Annotated in this window: 18 protein-coding genes, 1 riboswitch and 1 other annotated feature; all 18 genes read right to left on the bottom strand. The window is 33.3% G+C overall.

Going from position 1 to position 21,657, the window contains the following annotated elements:
- Positions 1-11 precede the first annotated feature (11 nt).
- The 18 genes from hemA to polA all read right to left on the bottom strand — a co-directional run bounded on the left by hemA (position 12) and on the right by polA (position 21,249).
- Positions 12-1,346: a glutamyl-tRNA reductase gene (gene hemA, locus BTM19_RS00940; RefSeq protein WP_029377091.1), complete on the bottom strand. Its 1,335-nt coding sequence runs from the start codon at positions 1,344-1,346 to the stop codon at positions 12-14.
- A 173-nt stretch (positions 1,347-1,519) separates the two neighbouring features.
- Positions 1,520-2,107 carry a ribosome biogenesis GTP-binding protein YihA/YsxC gene (gene yihA / locus BTM19_RS00935; protein ID WP_029377090.1) on the bottom strand — a complete coding sequence of 196 codons (588 nt, stop codon included), beginning with the start codon at positions 2,105-2,107 and terminating at the stop codon, positions 1,520-1,522.
- 275 nt (positions 2,108-2,382) lie between these two features.
- Positions 2,383-3,645: an ATP-dependent Clp protease ATP-binding subunit ClpX gene (clpX, locus tag BTM19_RS00930; protein WP_038678698.1), complete on the bottom strand. Its 1,263-nt coding sequence runs from the start codon at positions 3,643-3,645 to the stop codon at positions 2,383-2,385.
- A gap of 185 nt (positions 3,646-3,830) precedes the next feature.
- A complete protein-coding gene (gene tig / locus BTM19_RS00925; protein ID WP_029377088.1) occupies positions 3,831-5,141 on the bottom strand; it encodes a trigger factor in 1,311 nt (436 codons plus the stop codon).
- A gap of 167 nt (positions 5,142-5,308) precedes the next feature.
- Positions 5,309-6,232, bottom strand: coding sequence for a hypothetical protein (locus BTM19_RS00920; protein ID WP_029377087.1), 924 nt, complete (start codon positions 6,230-6,232; stop codon positions 5,309-5,311).
- 12 nt (positions 6,233-6,244) lie between these two features.
- Entirely contained in the window at positions 6,245-6,856 is a 612-nt protein-coding gene (locus BTM19_RS00915; RefSeq protein ID WP_099265705.1) for an NUDIX domain-containing protein, read from the bottom strand.
- Positions 6,857-7,070: 214 nt separating this feature from the next.
- Positions 7,071-7,427, bottom strand: coding sequence for a 50S ribosomal protein L20 (gene rplT, locus BTM19_RS00910; RefSeq protein WP_017724704.1), 357 nt, complete (start codon positions 7,425-7,427; stop codon positions 7,071-7,073).
- Positions 7,428-7,489: 62 nt separating this feature from the next.
- On the bottom strand, positions 7,490-7,690 hold the full coding sequence (gene rpmI, locus BTM19_RS00905; RefSeq protein ID WP_002507378.1) for a 50S ribosomal protein L35: 201 nt from the start codon (positions 7,688-7,690) through the stop codon (positions 7,490-7,492).
- Between the two features lie 29 nt (positions 7,691-7,719).
- Entirely contained in the window at positions 7,720-8,247 is a 528-nt protein-coding gene (gene infC, locus BTM19_RS00900) for a translation initiation factor IF-3 (protein ID WP_029377085.1), read from the bottom strand.
- Positions 8,248-8,270: 23 nt separating this feature from the next.
- Positions 8,271-8,399: a sequence feature (ribosomal protein L20 leader region), on the bottom strand.
- A 59-nt stretch (positions 8,400-8,458) separates the two neighbouring features.
- Positions 8,459-9,949 carry an amino acid permease gene (locus BTM19_RS00895; RefSeq protein WP_029377084.1) on the bottom strand — a complete coding sequence of 497 codons (1,491 nt, stop codon included), beginning with the start codon at positions 9,947-9,949 and terminating at the stop codon, positions 8,459-8,461.
- A 215-nt stretch (positions 9,950-10,164) separates the two neighbouring features.
- Positions 10,165-10,339, bottom strand: a riboswitch (Lysine riboswitch).
- Positions 10,340-10,399: 60 nt separating this feature from the next.
- The gene (gene thrS, locus BTM19_RS00890; RefSeq protein ID WP_038678701.1) at positions 10,400-12,337 is read right to left on the bottom strand and encodes a threonine--tRNA ligase; all 1,938 of its coding nucleotides are present in this window, start codon (positions 12,335-12,337) and stop codon (positions 10,400-10,402) included.
- A gap of 350 nt (positions 12,338-12,687) precedes the next feature.
- Positions 12,688-13,611, bottom strand: a complete 924-nt coding sequence (gene dnaI, locus BTM19_RS00885; RefSeq protein ID WP_029377082.1) for a primosomal protein DnaI — start codon at positions 13,609-13,611, stop codon at positions 12,688-12,690.
- Positions 13,612-14,991 (bottom strand): replication initiation and membrane attachment family protein, encoded by a 1,380-nt coding sequence (locus BTM19_RS00880; RefSeq protein WP_099265704.1) that lies wholly within the window; start codon positions 14,989-14,991, stop codon positions 13,612-13,614. It lies immediately after the preceding gene.
- Positions 14,992-15,462: a transcriptional regulator NrdR gene (gene nrdR / locus BTM19_RS00875; protein WP_029377080.1), complete on the bottom strand. Its 471-nt coding sequence runs from the start codon at positions 15,460-15,462 to the stop codon at positions 14,992-14,994.
- A gap of 325 nt (positions 15,463-15,787) precedes the next feature.
- Positions 15,788-16,813 carry a type I glyceraldehyde-3-phosphate dehydrogenase gene (gap, locus tag BTM19_RS00870; protein WP_029377079.1) on the bottom strand — a complete coding sequence of 342 codons (1,026 nt, stop codon included), beginning with the start codon at positions 16,811-16,813 and terminating at the stop codon, positions 15,788-15,790.
- A 281-nt stretch (positions 16,814-17,094) separates the two neighbouring features.
- Positions 17,095-17,715, bottom strand: a complete 621-nt coding sequence (gene coaE / locus BTM19_RS00865; RefSeq protein ID WP_029377078.1) for a dephospho-CoA kinase — start codon at positions 17,713-17,715, stop codon at positions 17,095-17,097.
- A 15-nt stretch (positions 17,716-17,730) separates the two neighbouring features.
- A complete protein-coding gene (gene mutM / locus BTM19_RS00860; protein WP_029377077.1) occupies positions 17,731-18,603 on the bottom strand; it encodes a bifunctional DNA-formamidopyrimidine glycosylase/DNA-(apurinic or apyrimidinic site) lyase in 873 nt (290 codons plus the stop codon).
- Between the two features lie 15 nt (positions 18,604-18,618).
- Positions 18,619-21,249: a DNA polymerase I gene (polA, locus tag BTM19_RS00855; RefSeq protein WP_029377076.1), complete on the bottom strand. Its 2,631-nt coding sequence runs from the start codon at positions 21,247-21,249 to the stop codon at positions 18,619-18,621.
- Between the last annotated feature and the right edge of the window lie 408 nt (positions 21,250-21,657).

The raw sequence follows: 21,657 nt of genomic DNA, 5'->3' as shown, positions 1-21,657 counted from the left end.
TTTGAATATGCTTATTCAAAACTCAATATTTGGCTGTTTGCCACCTTATTAGTAGATTCCCTTTTAGGTTCATATGCATTTTCAGCCTCAATATCAAAAATGTTTTGAAATAGCTCTAATTTTTCGGTACTTTTCTTATCACTACTTAATTCTTTAGCTTGTTTTATAGGATCTTTCAACATTTGATTGATAATACTTTTCGTGTGTTTTGAGATTATTTTTCGTTCTCTTTCTGATAAGCCAGGTAATTTGCGATCTAAACTATCCATAGTATCTTCTTGAATATTCATTGCTTTTTCTCTCAATGCGCGAATAACTGGTACAACACCTAGCATGTTCACCCACTCATTATGTGCTGCAATTTCATTTGGAATACTTTGCATAATTTGATCAGCTGCATTTTGACGTTCTCTCAAATTGGCATCTACCAATCCTTTTAAGTCATCTACATCATAATTAAACACATCTTCTATCGCATCGATTGTAGGTTCAATATCTCTAGGAACAGCGATATCGATTAATACTAAAGAATCATTTTTACGTTCAGACGCATATGATTGCAACATTTTATTCGTTACAATATATTCATCAGAACTTGTTGAACTGATTACTATATCCACGTTTGCTAAAAGTTGTGGTAAAGATGTCATTGCTTCAAATTTTACGTTATGTTTCATTGCTAGATTTTGAGCTTTGCTCAATGTTCTATTTACAATCGTAATATCCGTGACACCTGAACCGATTAAATTAAGGAGTGATAACTCACTCATATCTCCTGCACCAATAATCAAAGCTTGCTTGTTATTAATTTTGCCAAACACTTTTTTGCTTAGTTCAACTGCAGCATATGAAACGCTTACCGCGTTATCAGCAATATCTGTTTCATTATGCGCTTTCTTCGCAAAAGTAATTGCTTGTTTAAACAAATGATTAAAGATTGTACCTGTTGTGTCCTCTTCTTGAGCAATGAAAAATGCATTTCTTATTTGTCCAAGAATTTGTGTTTCTCCTAGAACTACAGAATCTAATCCTGAAGTAACTTGCAATAAGTGTTTTACTGCATCGTCCCCCACTTTTACTTCAGTCATTTCTTTAATTTCTTCAACATCAAAACCAAATGATCTCGCTAAAAATCTTTGAATATAATAGCGACCCGTATGAATTTGATCTGTTACAGCATATACTTCTGTACGATTACAAGTTGATAATATTACGTTTTCTAATATAGACTTCGTTTCATATAAACCAACATTGGCTGAACGTATGGCATCATCTTTAAAAGCAACTTTTTCTCTAAGTGCTACATCTGCTGTGCGATGATTTATGCTAACCGCAATTAAATGCATTTATAACGCCCTCCATACATATTACAATAAGTAAATTATAACACAATTATAGTTTGAGTTAAGTAACTTGCACCAGTAAATTAGAAGAATTATAATTTACATTCATATTGTTGTCATAATTAAACTTAAATAAAACTATACCTTAATAGTTTTATAACCGTTTTTAATTGTTACTAAAGATATTTGGCAATAATATTCCAAATCTGTTGCTGATTATTATTTTTCACTGAAGAGTAGCTTATAATTTCATCTTCAGGTTCCATTTCTAATTTCTGCTGTACATTAGCTAAATGTTTTTGTACTTTACCTTTAGCAATCTTATCTTCTTTTGTAGCTACTACAAAAGTTGGAATTTCATAATATTTTAAATAGTTATACATTAAAATATCGTCTTCAGTCGGATTATGTCTTAAGTCTATAAGTTGTATTACTAATTTTAATTCTTCTCTTTGTGAGATATATTTTTCTATCATTTTTCCAAAAGCTTCACGTTGCTTTTTACTTACTTTTGCGTAACCATAACCTGGCACGTCTACAAATACGAGTTGGTTATCTATATTATAAAAATTCAGCGTTTGCGTTTTACCAGGTTGTTGCGATGTACGCGCCATATTTTTTCTGCCAATCATACTGTTTATAAATGTTGATTTTCCCACATTAGATCTGCCACTTAAGCCAACTTCACTTAGTCCAGTTTCTGGGTATTGTTCTGGTTTCACTGCGCTAATTAATAATTCTATTTCGTTAGGATTAATTTTCATTATCGACCCTCTTTTCTTATAAATTCACTTGTTAATTATATTACACAAAGTCTAATATGAATATGTATTTTTTAAATATCGTATTATTTTCATAAAAAATGAGGCCGGACATCATAAACGTGTCGGCCTCAAATATGATATTGGCAATAATAAACGAGTTTGAAAAGTATTTGTTTAAACTCAATTCAAAGTTTGTCCCTTTTGCCAAGTTTGCATTATAAAACGAATACTTTTGAAAAGTATACACTATAAATGCTTTCTTATTTATAGATAAGTTACGCAGAAGTTTGTTCCTTGTTTACAAGGTTGTCTTCTTTATCGTATAGTTCTGGATCTTTTTCTTCAGTTATTGTTTGCTCAGTAATAACTACTTTTACGACACCATCTGAAGATGGTACATCATACATAATGTCGATTAAAGCTTCTTCAATAATTGAGCGTAATCCACGTGCACCTGTTTTACGTTCTATTGCTTTGTTACTAATTGCAGATAATGCTTCGTCTGTAAACACTAACTCAACATCATCTAGTTCAAGCATCTTAGTATATTGTTTTACCAACGCATTTTTAGGTTGCGTTAAGATATTTTTCAACGCATCAACGTCTAAAGTTTCAAGATTAGCTACGATTGGCACACGACCAATAAATTCAGGAATTAAGCCATATGATTGTAAATCTTCTGGTCTAATTTGTTCAAGAATAGCATCTTCATCGTATTTAGAAGCTTCACTACTTGAGAAACCAATAACTTTTTCACCTAATCTACGCTTGATCACTTCGTCTATTCCGTCAAACGCACCACCAAGTACAAACAAGATATTTGTAGTATCAATTTGTATTAACTCTTGGTTTGGGTGTTTACGTCCTCCTTGTGGTGGAACACTTGCAGTTGTACCTTCTAAAATTTTAAGCAAGGCCTGTTGTACACCTTCACCAGAAACATCACGGGTAATTGATGTGTTTTCTGATTTTCTTGCAATTTTATCGATTTCATCAACGTAAATAATACCTTTTTCAGCTTTATCTACATCGAAATCTGCCGCTTGTATTAAACGAAGTAAAATATTTTCAACATCGTCGCCGACATAACCAGCTTCAGTTAAACTAGTAGCATCTGCAATCGCAAATGGGACATTTAATGTTTTAGCTAATGTTTGTGCTAAAAGTGTTTTACCACTACCAGTTGGACCAATTAATGCTACGTTACTTTTTTGGAGTTCAACTTCATCCTCATTTGGACCTAATTGTTGAACACGTTTATAATGATTATAAACTGCAACAGCTAATGATTTCTTAGCTTTTTCTTGTCCAATTACATAATCATTTAATTTGTCCATAATTTCTTTAGGTGTTGGTAATTCAGTTAAACCTTCAGGTTCTGCTTGAGCTAATTCTTCTTCGACAATTTCTGAGCATAGCTCAATACATTCATTACAAATATACACGCCACTTCCTGCAACTAATTTTTTCACTTGATCTTGATCTTTACCACAGAAAGAGCATTTTAAATTTTCTTCATCTTCATTGAATTTGAACATTCTATTTACACCCCTATTCCCTAAAGACTATACTAGATAGTATTTTAATATGCAACTTGCACCTTTCACAAGTTATTTGCACAAAGTAGTGTAGCAGATACATCTTTGAATGCATCTGCTACTAGTTTACTATATTAAACGACTAACATATAATTCACAAAATAATTTGCTCACTCTATATTTAGTTACGCTTCTGAGTCATCTTTAGATGGTTCTACTAATTTAGCTTCATCAACTAATAAGTCAATCACTTTTTGGATACGTACATCGTTTTTAACAATGTCAGTATTACCAAGTGTTTGTTTAATATCTTCAACAGAGATATTAAATTGTCCACTCATTTTTTCTAATTCTTTATCGATGTCATCGTCAGACACTTCAACTTCTTCTGCATCTGCGATAGCAGTTAGTGTTAAGTTTGTTTTAACACGTTCTTCTGCATCATCTTTCATTTGTTCTCTTAATTGTGACTCATCTTGACCAGAGATTTGGAAGTAAGTTTCAAGATTAAGACCTTGTTGTTGCATACGTTGACCAAATTCTTGAACCATACGGTCTAACTCAGTGTTAATCATTGCTTCTGGAACATCAATTGTAGCATTGTTTGATGCTTTGCTAATCGCTTCTTCTTTTTGGTTGTTTTCAGCGTCAGTTTCTTTTTGTTCAGTTAGACGTTTGCGTAAGTTTTCTTTGAATTCATCAACAGTATTTGCTTCTGCATCTAATTCGTTAGCAATTTCGTCTGTTAATTCTGGAACATCTTTGAATTTAATTTCATTTACTTTAGTTTTGAAAGTAGCTTCTTTTCCAGCTAATTCTTCAGCGTGGTATTCTTCCGGGAAAGTAACGTTAACGTCTTTCTCTTCACCAGTTTTAACGCCTACTAATTGCTCTTCAAACCCTGGAATAAATGAACCTGATCCAATTTCAAGGTCATAGCCTTCAGCTTGTCCACCTTCAAATTGTTCGCCATCAACATAGCCATCGAAATCAATATTAACTGTATCGCCATTTTCAATAGCGCCGTCTTCTTTAACTACCATTTCAGCTAAATGACCTAATTGATGATCGATTGATTCTTGTAATTCTTCATCAGTTAATTCAACGTTTTGTTTTTCAATTTCTAAACCTTTGTAATCACCTAATTGTACTTCTGGTTCTACAACGACATTTGCTTCAAATGTCATTTCGCTACCTTTTTCAATAGATGTTACATTGATTTCTGGTTGATCAACTGGTTTTATGCCAGTTTCATCTATAGCTTCACCATAAGCTTCTGGTAATAAGATATCAACTGCATCTTGATATAATGCTTCTACACCAAAGCGTTGTTCAAAGATTGGACGAGGCACTTTCCCTTTACGGAAGCCCGGTACGTTTATTTGTTTAACCACTTTTTTGAAAGCTTGATCAATTGCTTTGTCTACTTTTTCTGCTGGAACTGTAACGGTTAAAACGCCTTCGTTACCTTCCTTTTTTTCCCAAGTTGCTGTCATGTATAAAAACCTCCATGATTATCCTATTTTATTTTTTCAACTTCACTATTATAGCACACGTCTACGCTCTACACAAACACTCTGTTTATAACACGTGATTTAAAATGCAAACTTGAAAATTTCTATTTTAGCTACTTTCTTCCATTACCCGAAAATCAAATGATTAATTATTCTATACTATCAATATTAGTTATAAATTTCACAACATCATTTGACATATCTAAACTTTCTAAACCTAGCATAGATTTAAAATAATTTACGTAAGCTTCCATCCATACTGGTTCTAGTGCTATGCGTTCTAATTCTAATGGATAAAATAAAATCGCATGATTATTCATTAAACGAAGCGCCTCTTCAATCATTTGTGGCGCACTATCTTCAATTTGATTAATAACTTGTGGTATTATTTTCGTCTTAAACATAGTATGTTCTAAGCCAGATAATTGGGCTGGGACAACTTCAATATTAAATCCAAATTTTTGAATTTGAATGGTCTGATTGTAACCACCAAAACGTAAATATTCAAGCATTATACTTACCACATTGGGTTGTAAATCCATTTCATTGATAATATTAACAATCGTTTCCTGATATCTAAATTGGTTATGGTCAATCAAAGTTAATATAGTATTGATTTGCTCTCTCAGAGAAATCGCATCGAAATTTTGCAACATATGTGTAGCATGCTCGTTGTGTTTATCGATTTGGCTTAAAGCATATTCTTTAATCGGAAATAACTCCATACGTGTTCTATGATCGTGAACTTCATCAATAATTTGATTGATGACTTCCACCACCTCAAAATACTGCCCTAAACCATTCAAACTTTTAATATAATACATCATCAAGTCATCGTACTTAGTCGTGCCTTGTTTTAATAAAATAATAGCTTCTTCACGTAGTTCAAGAAAATGCCCCATCTTATATAGCATCGAACATTTTAATAAAGACATTTGCTCATCTAGTTCAAATTGTTCTTCAAAGTCTTCAAATAAGTCATAAGTTTGTTCAAAATCTTTATCATTAAATGATTGCTTTATTTCTCTCACTAATTTATCTTTCGAACGCGGAAAAGGAATGATATCAGACATCTTTAGACACCCCTATTTTATAGCTTGTAATATTAAAGCACTCCATGTTTCAAATTCATCATAATCTTCAATTTTACTTTGATCTACCCATTTTATACGAAGCGTGTCAGTTTCCATTGCTTGTACATCATTACTGTTCACATGAATCTTGAACACAACGCCTAAATGGACCTCACCGACTTCATTCGTATCATCATTGATAAAACCTATGTAAGCTAGATTCTGAGACTTACTTTCTGATAAGCCTACTTCTTCTTCTAATTCTCTTTGGGCATTAACTCTTAATACTTCATTAATTGACTCGGCACCTTTAACATCATTCATATGACCGCCTACGCCAATAGATGATTGGCCATGCAAACGAGCTTCTCCTCCGCCAGATAAACGTTCGTACACTAATAACTCATCGTTTTCATTTTCCAATATACAATAAGAAATTAATTGTTTGAATGTCGGATCTTCTTCCATATCTCCGCGTCGTTTAACTTCAAATTCAGAAAGTGTGTCAAAAATTTCTTGCCCTTTAACAGTATTTTCATCTAAGAAACCATTGAATTTATTCTCTTCATCATTAAATAAAATTTTTCTCGGAACTACTGTAATCATTTCATCGAATTTAGACATTAGTTTCTCCTCCATTTATGACTTCTAAGCTATTTTATCAAATGATGGTTATTTATCAAAATGATAATTCGTATCTTAAAATACAACCAAATGAATTCATTTGCGCTTATATCAAATTTTTATTTAAAACTGTTTAATAACTAAAAATAAGGAGTGCGACAGAAATCTATTTTTTATAATAGTATTTCTGTCGCACTCCCTTTATAATTCGATACTATTTTAAAGCATCTTTAGCCTTAGTTACTAACTCAGCGAAAGCTTTTTCGTCTGAAATAGCAATTTCTGAAAGCATTTTACGGTTAATGTCGATTTCAGCTTTTTTCAAACCGTTCATAAGTCTTGAATAACTCATGTCGTGTTGACGAGCTGCTGCATTGATACGTGTAATCCATAATTTACGGAAATCACGTTTTCTTTGACGACGGTCACGGAATGCATATTGACCTGATTTCATAACTTGTTGTTTTGCAACTTTATATAATGTACGTTTTGAACCGAAGTAACCTTTAGCTAATTTAATCGTCTTTTTACGACGCGCTCTTGTTACTGTTCCACCTTTAACTCGTGGCATAATAAATTCCTCCTCTAAATATGTTCAATCTTTCGAATTGATACGTTATGACATTTTAGTCATTATTTTTTGTAAGCTAATAATTGTTTTACGCGTTTCATATCTGATTTTGATACTAATGAAGCTTTACGTAATTTACGCTTTTGTTTAGTTGTTTTGTTTGCAAACATATGAGATGTGAAAGCTCTAGAACGTTTTAATTTACCTGAACCAGTTCTTTTAACACGTTTAGCTGCTCCACGGTGTGTTTTCATTTTAGGCATGATTCATTTCCTCCTGTAATATCTTATTATTATTTTTCATTGATTGGATTTAATGTTATAAACATTTGACGTCCATCCATTTTAGGTCTTTGTTCAACTGTAGCGATATCTTTACATTCTTCTGCAAATTTCTCTAAAACACGTTGACCAATTTCTTTATGCGTAATCGCACGACCTCTGAAACGAATTGAAACTTTACACTTATCGCCTTTTTCTAAGAATTTACGTCCGTTTTTCAACTTAGTTTGGAAATCATGTTCCTCAATAGTTGGACTTAAACGTATTTCTTTAAGGTTAATTGTTTTTTGTTTTTTCTTCATTTCTTTTTCTTTTTTCTGTTGTTCGAATTTATATTTACCATAATCCATAATTCTAGCAACAGGTGGTTTAGCATTCGGAGCCATGATGACTACATCTAAACCAACTCTATCTGCCATTTCAAGAGCTTCTGTCTTAGTTTTCACACCAATTTGTTCTCCGTCTTGACCGATTAAGCGTAATTCTTTTGCACGAATCTTTTCGTTAACTTGAGTCTGATCTTTTGCTATGGTTGACACCTCCAAGATTTTTACGAAATTATCCCAAGCAAAAAGAGCGAGTATACAATATACCCGCTCTTCTCTACACATGACTTAATCGTGTGTATATAAGACCTGCCAACAGCTTTTGCGTCGCAACAGGTGAGAAGCGGGAGCTTCTACTTGGTTCGTTTCGTATTCAACGTTACCTATCATAACAACAATAATGACATTAGTCAACTGCTTTTTACTATTTATTTATTTCATCCATATCAACATTTTGACGCAAATCCACTTGTTCTAACGGAACGATTTTCGTTCTGTATCTTAACTTATGATAAATGAAAAATGCTAAGAATACAGGTATACCCATATAAGTTATAACGAATCTATTTAAATTAAAATCACCCGTTTTTATAAAGTCTACGTCTTGCCCAACAATAACAAGTACACAGAGTACACCTGCAAATATCGGCCCGAACGGGAATAACTTAGCTTTGTATTTTAATTTTGATTTATCGTAATTTTGTTTGTCAAATGCTTTTCTAAATCTATAATGGCTGATTGCAATACCAACCCATGCAATAAATCCAGTCATACCACTAGCTGCAACAATATATTCATAAGCGTCACCACTTAAATGTTGTAATACAAATATACCTATTACAATAAGCGCTGTGACTAACAATGATACATAAGGCACACCATATTTGTTTGTTTTAGCAAATACAGGATAAGCTAATTTATCTTTACTCATTGAATACAACATACGTGTTGATGCGTACATACCTGAGTTACCCGCAGATAGAACCGACGTCAAGATTACAGCATTCATAAATGATGCCGCAAATGCTAACCCTGCATTTTGGAATACAAGTGTAAATGGAGAGGTTGAAATATCTTCGCCTCCACCCATTAATGCTGCACTATCATAAGGAATTAACATACCAATTACAAAAATTGCCATAATATAGAAAATTAATATTCTCCAAAACACTTGTTTAATTGCTTTTGGTACCGCGCGTTCTGGGTTTTCTGATTCACCTGCAGTGATACCTATTAATTCAGTTCCTTGGAATGAGAATCCAGCGACTAAGAATACGCCTAAGATAGTTAATAAACTACCGCCTAGTCCGTCACCAAGTATTGGTCCGCCACCTTTAGTAAAGGTATCAAAACCAACAAACTCTCCACCCATAATACCTAAGATTGTTAGTAGTCCAATTCCGATAAATATAATCACTGTAACTACTTTAATTAATGCGAACCAGTATTCACTTTCACCGTATACGCGAACAGATAAGGCATTAAGACCAAAAATAATTAATAAGAATAGACAACTCCAAGCCCAAGCTGGCATGCCTGCTAAAGGTGTCCAATATTGTATAACTTGCGCTGCAATCGTAACATCCGCTGCAACTGTAATAACCCAGTTGAACCAATAATTCCAACCTAATGCAAATCCTAGTGATGGATCAACAAAACGTGTAGCATAAGTACTAAATGATCCCGATACTGGTAAATATGTCGCCATCTCTCCTAATGACGTCATAAGGAAGAAGACCATTGCCCCGATAATTGCATAAGCTAATAATGCACCTAAGGCTCCGGCGTCGTGAATCGCTCCCCCCGAAGTCATAAATAGTCCTGTTCCAATACATCCACCAATCGCAATCATGGAAATATGGCGATCTTTTAATCCTCTTTGAACCCCATTGCTTTGATTTTCTTGTTTTGCCATAGAAGCGTCCTTTCTTTAAACTTAGAGGCTAACTTACTATATGATTAAAGAATACAATTTATAGTATAAAAAACCTAAATGCAGCGTTAAATATTTGTACAACTACATTTATTATAATTTTTACTCTATCCCGTAAAAGTATTAATTTTAATCATTTAACCAAAACAAAATGGTTGCATACCTATTAGATATGCAACCATTTTAATAATAGCATTTATATAGGTAGCACATCACATATGTGACAGTCCAGTCTCTTTCGAAAACTGTCCCAACTGATATTGTGTCAATGGTCAATACCAGTTTCGGCATTTTTACCTTTCATGCATTCAACATACGCCCCATACGGCTTCTGAATACTTACTCTTTAAAAATGCAACCTCTAACTCAAATTTAATTTTATATTTAACTCACTAACCTGTAATATACATGATTTCTACATTACTTTCAAGACTATCTTTGTTTTTTCAATCTAATCTCATCGACTAAGTTCCAAATAAACTCGTCTTTCTCTAGAGTTTCTTGATCTTGTGAACCATATTTTCTCACATTCACTTCACTATTTTCTACCTCTTTATCACCTACGACAAGTTGGTATGGGATTTTTTGCATTTGTGCTTCTCTAATTTTATAGCCCATTTTTTCGTTTCTGTCATCAATTTCAACTCGAACACCTTGTGACTTAAGCTCATCTTGAATCAGTCTCGCATAATCATAGTGCAAATCAACATTCACAGGAATGATTTCTACTTGTTTAGGTGCTAACCAAGTTGGAAAAGCTCCTTTTGTTTCTTCAGTTAAGAACGCAACAAAACGTTCCATTGTTGAAACAACACCACGATGAATGACAACTGGTCTATGTTGTTCTCCATCATTACCAATATATGTTAAATCAAATTTTTGCGGTAATAAGAAATCAAGTTGTGCTGTAGATAAAGTTTCTTCTTTACCCATTGCAGTTTGTACTTGTACATCTAATTTTGGACCATAGAATGCCGCTTCACCAATAGCTTCTTCATAATCTAAGCCTAACTCATCAACAGCTTCCTTCAACATGCTCTCTGCTCTATTCCACATTTCATCGTCATCGAAGTATTTCTCTTTGTCTTCTGGATCTCTATAACTTAGTCTGAAGCTATAGTTTTCAAAGTTAAAGTCTTTATATACATCAATAATAAGATTAACAACACGCTTGAATTCTTCCTTAATTTGATCTGGACGAACAAAGATATGCGCATCATTTAAAGTCATACCACGTACACGTTGCAATCCTGACACAGCTCCGCTTGCCTCATAACGATGCATTGTGCCTAATTCAGCAATTCTGATTGGTAGTTCACGATATGAATGTGGTTTATTAGCATAAATCATCATGTGATGTGGACAATTCATTGGTCTAAGCACCATTTCTTCATGCTCATCCAGTTTCATTGTCGGGAACATATCCTCTTGATAATGATCCCAGTGACCAGATGTTTTATATAAATCAACATTAGCCATAACTGGTGTGTAAACATGGTCATAACCCATGCTCACTTCTTTGTCTACAATGTAACGTTCAACCTCTCGACGAATTGTTGCACCATTTGGTAACCAAAGTGGTAGACCAGCGCCTACTAATGGATTGTTTGAGAACAGCTCTAATTCCTTACCAATTTTACGATGATCACGTTCTTTTCTTTCTTCTAGCATTTGTAAGTGTGCTTTCAAATCCTTTTTATCGAAAAAGGCTGTACCATAAATACGTTGTAGCATTTTATTGTTACTATCACCACGCCAATAAGCTCCAGCTGTTGATAACAATTTAAATTCTTTGATTTTCGAAGTTGAAGGTACATGCACGCCACGGCATAAATCTGTAAACTCACCTTGAGTGTATAATGTGACATTTTCATTTTCAGGGATTGCATTTATAAGTTCTAATTTATAAGGATCTTCTGAGAAAAACGCTTTAGCTTCATTACGAGAAACAACCTTACGTTCTATTGGATAATTCTCATTAACAATCTGTTTCATTGTCTTTTCAATTTTCTCAAAATCATCCGAAGAAAGACTCTCTTCCATATCAAAGTCATAATAAAAACCGCCCTCAATTACAGGGCCAACACCAAAGTTCACATTTCCATATAAACGTTTTAACGCTTGCGCCATAAGATGAGCTGTTGAATGTCGTAACACTTCCAAAGCTTCATCTGTACCAGGTGTAACGATTTCTATATCGCCATCTTCTTCAATTGGTCTAGTTAAATCAATTAATTGGCCATTCAACTTTCCAGCTACGGCTTTTTTTCTTAATCCTGGACTTATTGATTGTGCTATATCTTCTGTTGTTATGCCTTTATCAAACACTTTTGCATTACCATCTGGAAATTTTATATTAATTTGGTCCATTTAACATTCCTCCTATTTATTCAAGCACTTAAATCAAAGCGAAATACAATTTATCAATAACCGCAGAGAAAATAAAAAGACCCCATCCCTAAAAAGGGACGAGGTCTTCGTGGTACCACCCTAAATTAAAGCTTTTCTGCATAATTACAAAATAGCTTCTCTCTACGTAAGATAACGGTCTTGAGCCGGATGTTCATTACAACATCACTGACGAAGGAGTAATCAATAAATATACTTACCATATCTCAACATTCAATGGCTCTCTGTGAAGTAGTGAAATATCAATCGTATCTTCGTTTAATTTCGTTTGATTTAGATTTAATTATATTATACAACATTTATTTTAGATTTCAATCGTTCCTATAATTTTTTCCTTCTAAATAATAAGGTGTCGCCAAAGTTTTGATACGTTCCATGATTCGAGCCGCTTTAGTCTTCTCTGTACCATCACGAGTTACAGAAAGATGGAACTCTAATTCTTCAAAGCTTAGGTTAGAACTGAAAAATGTAGGTAATTCCTGCACCATTCTGTAATGTAATAATGGGCCAATTACTTCATCTCTAGCCCATGGTGTAATTTCTTCAGCGCCGATGTCATCTAACATCAAAATATTCGCTTCTCGTACTCTGGATAATTTTGTTTCAAAACTTCCATCTTTAAAACCGCCTTTAAGTGAACGGATAAATTCAGGTAAATAGACGATAGTAGAAGGAATCTTTTCAGTTTTCAACTGATTCGCAATCGCACCTAAAATAAATGACTTTCCTGTCCCAAATGGTCCGTGCAAATATAATCCTTTAACTTGAGGATCGTGCTTCGTGATTTTATCGCAAATTTTATTCGCTGCCATTGCAACATCTAATCTATCTCTTCTATCCATGTATATATCTTCAAGTTTAGCGTCTAAAGTATCACGTTGCATATGATGTGAAGTAATTAGATGCGAGTTAAACTTTTCTTCATCATACTTTATCTTACATGGACATGGTAAATAACGAATTTTAATGTGGTTACTTTCAACATATAATTCTGGAACATGGCCTTTTACAAAGTTGGGACATTCTTTATAAGTATGTCCATCATAGTGTTTTACTTGGTCTTTGTATTCTTGTAAAATATTTAAGTCTTCGTCTATCATGGCATTTGTCAATTCTGATTGATGTTCATTTAAAAATCGTTGAACATCAGAATCACTAATTACATCTTTTTTTATTTTTTCTATGCGTTTTGATAAATCATCTGACTCTCCCATGATATTATTAAAAGATTTCATTTATTCGCCCTCCTTCCATCTAGTTTTTAATTGATTTAAAAATTGCTCTCTGTCATTTTTTAATTTCTCATCTTCTTCATGGTTATGCTGTTGGTTATCTTTTTCCGATTTCTTATCTCGCTCTTCTAACCATTTCGGTGTCATCTCTCTAGAAGCTAATTGTTTTTGTTTATATCGAGTTTTGTTCGGATAAGTTTCTTTTTTAGGTTGGTTAACTTTCATCGCATATTCATACGCCTGTTCAGCAGTTTTAATACCTTTTTTCTTCCAATTTGACGCTATTTCAAATATATAAGTTTTAGGTAATTTCATATCTTCTTTCAACATGACAAATTGTAACAAAATATTTATAACACCAAAAGATAGGTTTTCACGTTCAATCAATTCTTCAATCATGAATTTTTGCTGAGTAGTAGGTTCTGACTCTGACCACGATGCTAACATATCAATTGGGCTTGTTTGTTCCAATTGCACTAACCAATTATCAGATTGGCTTGCCGTTTCCTCAGAAGTATTCACCTGTGAATTAACATTATCCTTTTCTGATTTAACTTGTAAATTTGGTAATTGTTGTTCGTGTTCCATTAAATAATACGTACGTGCGTGTTTTCTTAATTCTTCAAAAGATAATTCTTGTGCACTAGTTATCGACTTTAAAATAATACGTTTCATCGATTCAGGCGTCAAACCATATAATGTTGCGATTTGTGTTATTAAAGCCTTAGCATCACTGGTTATTATTTTTGAACTAATAAAATGATTTTGTAACAAATCATATAATGTTTCAAAGTCAAAGTGAACACGAGTAAGGTCTAAACCTTCATACGACTTTTCATCTTGAATATATGCTGTATCTTGCGCTAATGCTTTATTAGGTATTTTGAAAACATCAGTAAATGTGCGCGTTACATCCTGATAATTACTTAAATCTACAGAAGTTTTGGTTTCAAAGTGACGTTTTAATTGTTGGTAACGTTGTTTACTCACCTCGCTATATAGATAAACTGATAACATAGGATCACTAAAAAACTGTTTCGCAGTAGGTGGTTGTTTAAGCACATAAACAAATGAAGAATGCTGCTCATTATGATTTACATAGGATTTTACCAATCCAATACCTTCTAATAAATCCATTTCTTTTCTGAATTCTAGCAGATTGATTTTCAACTCACTCATAACAATATAGTGCGTCAACACTGCATCTACTTCGTGGTCTACAAATTGATTTAAATAATGATATAACCCTGTCGCATTAGGGCCTATCATCGGTGTGAACAACATGTTTAAGATTTCTAAATGGTTATTATTCAAATAGAATTCACGCACGACAGTAAAATTATCATGTGGTCGTAATCCATAATCATATGATTGTAACCCCATTTACGATTCACTCCGTTTATTATCAATTAATATACCTTGCATTGATTGCAATAATTGGTCTACATCTTTAAATTCTTTATAAACAGATGCAAATCGCACATAAGACACTTGATCTACATGCATGAGTAAATTCATCACGTGCTCTCCTATTTCCCTAGAAGAAATTTCTGCGTGTCCCTCATCACGTAACTTCCATTCTACATTATTAGTAATATCTTCTAATTGTTGGTAGCGAACCGGTCTCTTTTCACAAGAACGCACTAAACCATTTAATATCTTCTCACGCGAAAATTGCTCTCGTGTTCCATCTTTTTTCACCACGATAAGTGGTCTTTTCTCTATATGTTCAAAGGTCGTGAATCTTGTTTCACAATTTTCACATTCTCTTCTACGACGAATCGCATTAACTTCATCTGCATGTCTAGAGTCTACAACACGAGAATGAGTCGAATTACATTTCGGGCATTTCATCGAATTTTCACCCTCTCATTTATGATTATCTTTTATTATACTATAAATATACATGTCACAAAAGAATCGCTATTACACATTTTAGCATACAGGAATTAATACTAAATTATTTCAAAAAACTCCCTATACTTTTTATCTGATGACGATTACTATTATAAAATGCCCGCTCTCATTACGCCAAATGTTTTATATACCTATCACTTCATCATTATATTATTAAGATTAATAAAACTCCTTCTAAGACAGTGTAATTGAATACACCCTGGCTTAGAAGGAGTTCTTAAATTTGTATAATCATATTTTTATTGTTTGTATAAATTTATTTTTAGTACGTTACTGCTGCAACATCACTTTTAAGTAATTGACCAATTTGAACAGCAACATCCACTACTCTATTCGAATAACCCCATTCATTATCGTACCAAGCAATTACTTTCACTTTATTATCACCCATAACCATTGTACTTTGTGTATCGATGATAGCTGAATGTGGATTAGTATTGAAATCCATTGATACTAATGGTGCATCTTCAGTAGATATAACACCTTCTAAATCATTGTCTTTAAACGCTTGATTAACTTGTTCCGCCGTTACATCTGTATCTAAATCTACAACTAAGTCTACTAAAGATACATTTTTCGTTGGTACTCTTAGAGCCATACCATGTAATTTACCTTCTAATTCAGGCAAGACTTCTTTTAACGCTTTTGCAGCACCTGTAGAAGTTGGGATAATGCTTTCATTACAAGAGCGTGCACGTCTTAAATCTTTATGAGGGTTGTCGATGTTATTCTGATCATTAGTAATAGCATGAACAGTAGTCATTAATCCATTTTGAATACCAAATTCTTCATTTAAGACTTTAGCGACTGGTCCAATGCAATTAGTTGTGCATGAAGCGTTACTAAAGATATCGTATTGCTCTATGTCTAATTGATCATTATTCACACCCTTGACGATCATTTGCACATCGCCACCTTTAGACGGTCCTGTTAACAATACTTTTTTAGCACCTGCATGAATATGCGCGATTGCTTTATCTCCGTGATTAAATTTACCTGTTGCCTCTATTGCTATATCAACGTCCAACGCTTCCCAGGGTAAATTTTCCGGGTTTCTATCAGATACCAATTGAATTACATGGTCATTTACTTTAATACCTGCTTCCGTCGGCTCTACTTTTAAGTCAAAAGCACCATGTGTTGTGTCATAGTTAATTAGGTGAGCAATTGTTTCAGGTGGGTAGCTCGCATTTATCGCTACTACATTCAAATCTTTATTATTGAGCGCAATTCTCAATACCATTCTGCCTATTCTACCCATTCCATTAATTGCAATATTTGTCGTCATTCGAAGCACCCCTCGTCTTAGTGTTATACTTTATGGAAATAGTATAACATAAATTCGTTTTTAAGAAAGCGTTTTCTTAAACAAATGTAAAACTTTTCTAATTTAACTAATCTATACCTTTAGTAATACAAATACATACAATTTAATTTTAATTTCCTTCTTTAAAATCCCAGATGTAACAAGAAATTCTTCGCATTATATATTGTTATATAATTTATGTTTTTTTATAAAAAAGCCATCCAATTTTCATAAAGAAAACTAGATGGCTTTTTACAATTCTATTATTGCGCTTCTTCAGTGTCGCTCTCAATGTAACCTTCTTCAAACAACAAATTTTCTAAGTTTTGTTTAAGTTCTAATTTGGTATCTCTGTTATCTATGACATGATCTGCCATTCTACGTTTTTTATCAATTGATATTTGACTATATACACGTGCTTTCGCTTCTTCCATCGATAAGTCATTACGTTCCATCAATCGATCTATTTGGATACTTTCAGAGGTGTACACTAACCACACTTCGTCTACTGTTTCTTGTAAATCATTTTCAAATAGCAACGGAATATCCATAATCACATTATAACCTTGCTCGAGATATTCTTCCTTTTCTTTTTCCATTATATCACGAACAATTGGATGAACGATTTCATTTAAAATCAATCTTTTTTCTGGTTGATTAAAAATAACTTCACCAACATACGATCTATTCATATTCCCGTCTTCATCTATTGCTTCATCGCCAAACACCTCTTTGACGCGTGCTAGTCCTTCAGTCCCTTTTTCTACAGCTTGTCGAGATGCAATATCTGCATCTACAACTTTAAATCCGTGCGCTGTTAAAAGCTCTGATACGGTTGATTTACCTGATGCGATACCACCAGTTAGTCCTATAACTTTTGGCATATTCTCACTCTTCCTTTATTTTTGGCAAGTAGGGCAGTAATGACTGTTTCTAGTTGCAATTACTTGAGTTTCTATGTCACTTCCACAAACCTTACAAACCTTTTGTTTATAAACATTAAGATGTAGTTGCATCGTTCCGGTACTACCATCTGCATGACGGTAGTCGGAGATGCTCGTTCCACCATATTTTATACCCGATTCTAACACATCTCGAACATAATAAAACAATATGTCGCGCTCTTGACTATTTAAAGATTTAGATAATCGAGCTGGATGTATACCTGCTCTAAATAGTGCTTCACACGCATAAATGTTACCGCATCCTGAAATCACTCTATGATCTAAAATCATTTGTTTAATAGGCTTATTTTGATACATCTTTTTATCAAACCAAGCTAAATAATGACTCTTTGCATCTTTCTCAAAAGGTTCTGGCGCAATTTCTAAAAATGAAGGATACGCCTGAAAATCAGGTACATTCCTAATTTCTCCAAATCGTCTAATATCTGAATAAACTAGCAATTTATCATTATCTAATTTAAATATAACATGCCAATGCTTTCTATAATTCGGCACACTAATATCTTCTATTTTATCAACTACAAAGAATCCACCAGCCATACCTAAATGACTGATAAGTATTCTCTCCTCTTTACCTTTTTCAAGGTAAAACACAATATATTTACTACGGCGTTCAATCTCTTTAATCACATATTGTTCCGTGAATTTTTGGAATGTATCTAATGCCATACCTTTAATTATGGTTTCACGTTGGCTTGCCTTACCTTCTTTAACTTTCTCGGAAAAGATAACAGATTCAATTTTTTGGCCGGTAGCAAACGGTTGTATACCTCTTTTTACATGTTCTACTTCTGGGAGTTCAGGCATTTAAGTACCTTCTTTCTATTTTGCGTCATACCATGTAGCGCCATAATTAGATTCTACTTTTAATGGAACATCTAGTTCAAGGGCGTTATCCATGATATCTTCTATAAATTCACTGAATGCTTCCACTTCATCTTTCGGTAATTCAAAAATCAATTCATCGTGTACTTGCAATAATAATTTTGCGTGAAAATCTGTATTCTTAATTTCTTTGTCAAAGTTAACCATAGCTAATTTAATTATATCAGCAGCACTACCTTGAATGGGCGTATTCATTGCAGTTCTCTCAGCAAATCCACGCAAATTGAAATTTCTACTTGTTATATCTGGAATATATCTACGACGATGTAACAAGGTTTCTACATAGCCTTGTGCTTTACAGTCTTTGACGATATCCTCCATATATTGTTTTACGCCAGGAAAACTATCTAAATAGTCATCAATAAATTGTTTAGCTTGTTTCCGTGTGATTCCTAAACTTTGGCTCAAACCATAATCACTAATACCATAAACAATACCAAAATTAACTGCTTTAGCTTGTCTACGCATCATACCGTCTACTTCATCAGGTTCTACACCAAATACTTTCATCGCTGTCGCCGTATGAATATCATCGTCATTTATAAATGCTTGTTTCATACTTTCATCTTGTGTGATATGAGCTAACACTCGGAGTTCTATTTGAGAGTAATCTGCAGAAAATATAACACTGTTCTCATCACTAGATTTAAATGCCTTTCTTATTTTTCTTCCTTCTTCTAAACGAACAGGGATGTTTTGTAAATTTGGATCGATAGACGATAATCTACCCGTTTGCGCTAATGTTTGATTAAACCTTGTATGGATGCGGTTATCAGCACTTATTACCTTTTGTAAACCTTCAACATAAGTAGATTGTAACTTTGCAAGTTGTCTATACTCTAGTATATATTCAATAATTGGATGTTGTCCTTGTAATTGTTCAAGTACATCTACTGCAGTAGAATATCCTGTTTTTGTTTTCTTGATTACCGGTAATTTTAATGTTTCAAACAACACGACACCTAATTGCTTTGGAGAATTAATATTGAAAGATTCTCCTGCAGCTTGATAAATATTGTCAATCAATACATCTAATTTAGTTTGAATTTCTTTTTCCATTTCTTCTAAATCATTAGCAACCGTATAAATCCCTGTTTCTTCCATTTCACTTAATATCCGCGCTAGTGGTAGTTCTAAATTATCTAACAGGTTCGTCTGGTTATATTCGATTAATTGTTCTTGCATGATTGGTTTAACTTGATTAATTGCTTCTATCACTGTCGCAACATAATGATTCAAAACATCATCTTCAGGTAAATGTCTCTTTTTCCCCTTGCCATATACTTCAACACTTTGTTGAACATAGTGTTGACCGTAATTGCTAACTACAGAGTTCACATCGTCAATAGCTCGAGATGGGTCGATAATATAACTTGCAAGCATCACGTCAAAAATAATGTTTGAAATCGATATTTTCAATCTGTGCGCAACAATATATGTCTTTTTAGCATCATAAACATTTTTTTCTGTTGTGTCATCTTCTAACCAAGCTATAAGTTCAGGATAGTCATGAATATTTGCTGCATCAACAACAACATGGTGTTCATCTGCAAACAATGCAAATTTCAAAATATCATCTTTCAAATAATTGGAGCCATCTAATTCAAAATGTATAGTTGCAGAAGTTAAAGATTTAAAGTCAATGTTTTTAAAATCAGATTCTACATTTAATTCTTTCTCTTCAGCTGTAGAATGTGTGCCATCTACGTCTATTTGTTCAAGCAATTGCTTAAATTCTAATTTTTTAAACAAATCAATTTTAGCTGAAGTATCTGGATTTTCTGGCAACATTGTATCTTCAAGTGATACTTCAATAGGACTCGCACAATTAATAGTTGCAAGTTCTTTACTCATCAATGCATCATCTTTACTATTTTCTAGTTTTTCTTTCAATTTCTTACCAGAAACTTCATCCAAATGTTCATAAACATTTTCCACAGTTGAAAATTGTTTTAATAATTTAATTGCAGTTTTTTCACCAACTCCAGCTACACCTGGTATGTTATCTGATGCATCCCCCATCAAACCTTTCATATCTATGATTTGATTTGGAACTAAGCCGTCATACTTTTCCGCAATAAAGTCAGGTGTGTAATGATCAACGTCTGTCACACCTTTTTTAGTATAATAAATTGTAACATCATCCGTTGCCAATTGTGTTAAGTCTCTATCGCCTGTAACGATAATAGTCTCAAAGTGTGCGTTGTCAGCTTCTTTACTTAATGTCCCTATAATATCATCTGCTTCATAGTTTTCTAATTCATATCTCTTAATTTGATAAGTATCCAATAACTGTCTTACATAAGGAAATTGCTCAGTCAGCTCGGGTGGCGTTTTTTGACGCCCCCCTTTATACTCACTATATTTATCATGTCTAAATGTAGTCTTTCCTGCATCAAACGCAACAAGAAAATGTGTAGGCTGTTCTTCTTTGATTATTTTTTCTAGTAACATTGCAAATCCATACACAGCATTAGTGTGTATACCTGCTTTATTTTGTAATAGTGGTAAAGCATAAAAGGCTCTGAAGCTAAGGCTATTACCATCAATTAGAATTAATTTATTCACTATTTTAACCTCCAACACATATTTATTTAACATTTTAGCATAAATTACTAACTTACCTATATCGAAACTTTATTATATCTTATTTTGTAATCATCATTTTTATTGTAAGCATGAGATTGCTTTCAATTATCTTGAATGAGTCTCTTAATCCTATTTCTAGCTTAACATGTTTCCCCCTTTTAAATATACGCTTAAAAATTCCAAAGTCACACAATTCCTCCCTCTTAAAAAGCATAAAAAACGACGCCGAATTTAAAATTCAGACGCCGATTTCTAACTCACGCATCTTACATAAAACCACAAACTAGTGTCAGTTCAGTGCACAGATACAATGCCTTCTTATATTTACTTAGATAAATACACATTATTGATAATAGTTATATTTATAACTCAATCATCAAATTCTTT

The organism is Staphylococcus xylosus (assembly GCF_002732165.1).
GTDB lineage: Bacteria > Bacillota > Bacilli > Staphylococcales > Staphylococcaceae > Staphylococcus > Staphylococcus xylosus.
This window is presented reverse-complemented; position numbering and strand designations above follow the sequence as displayed.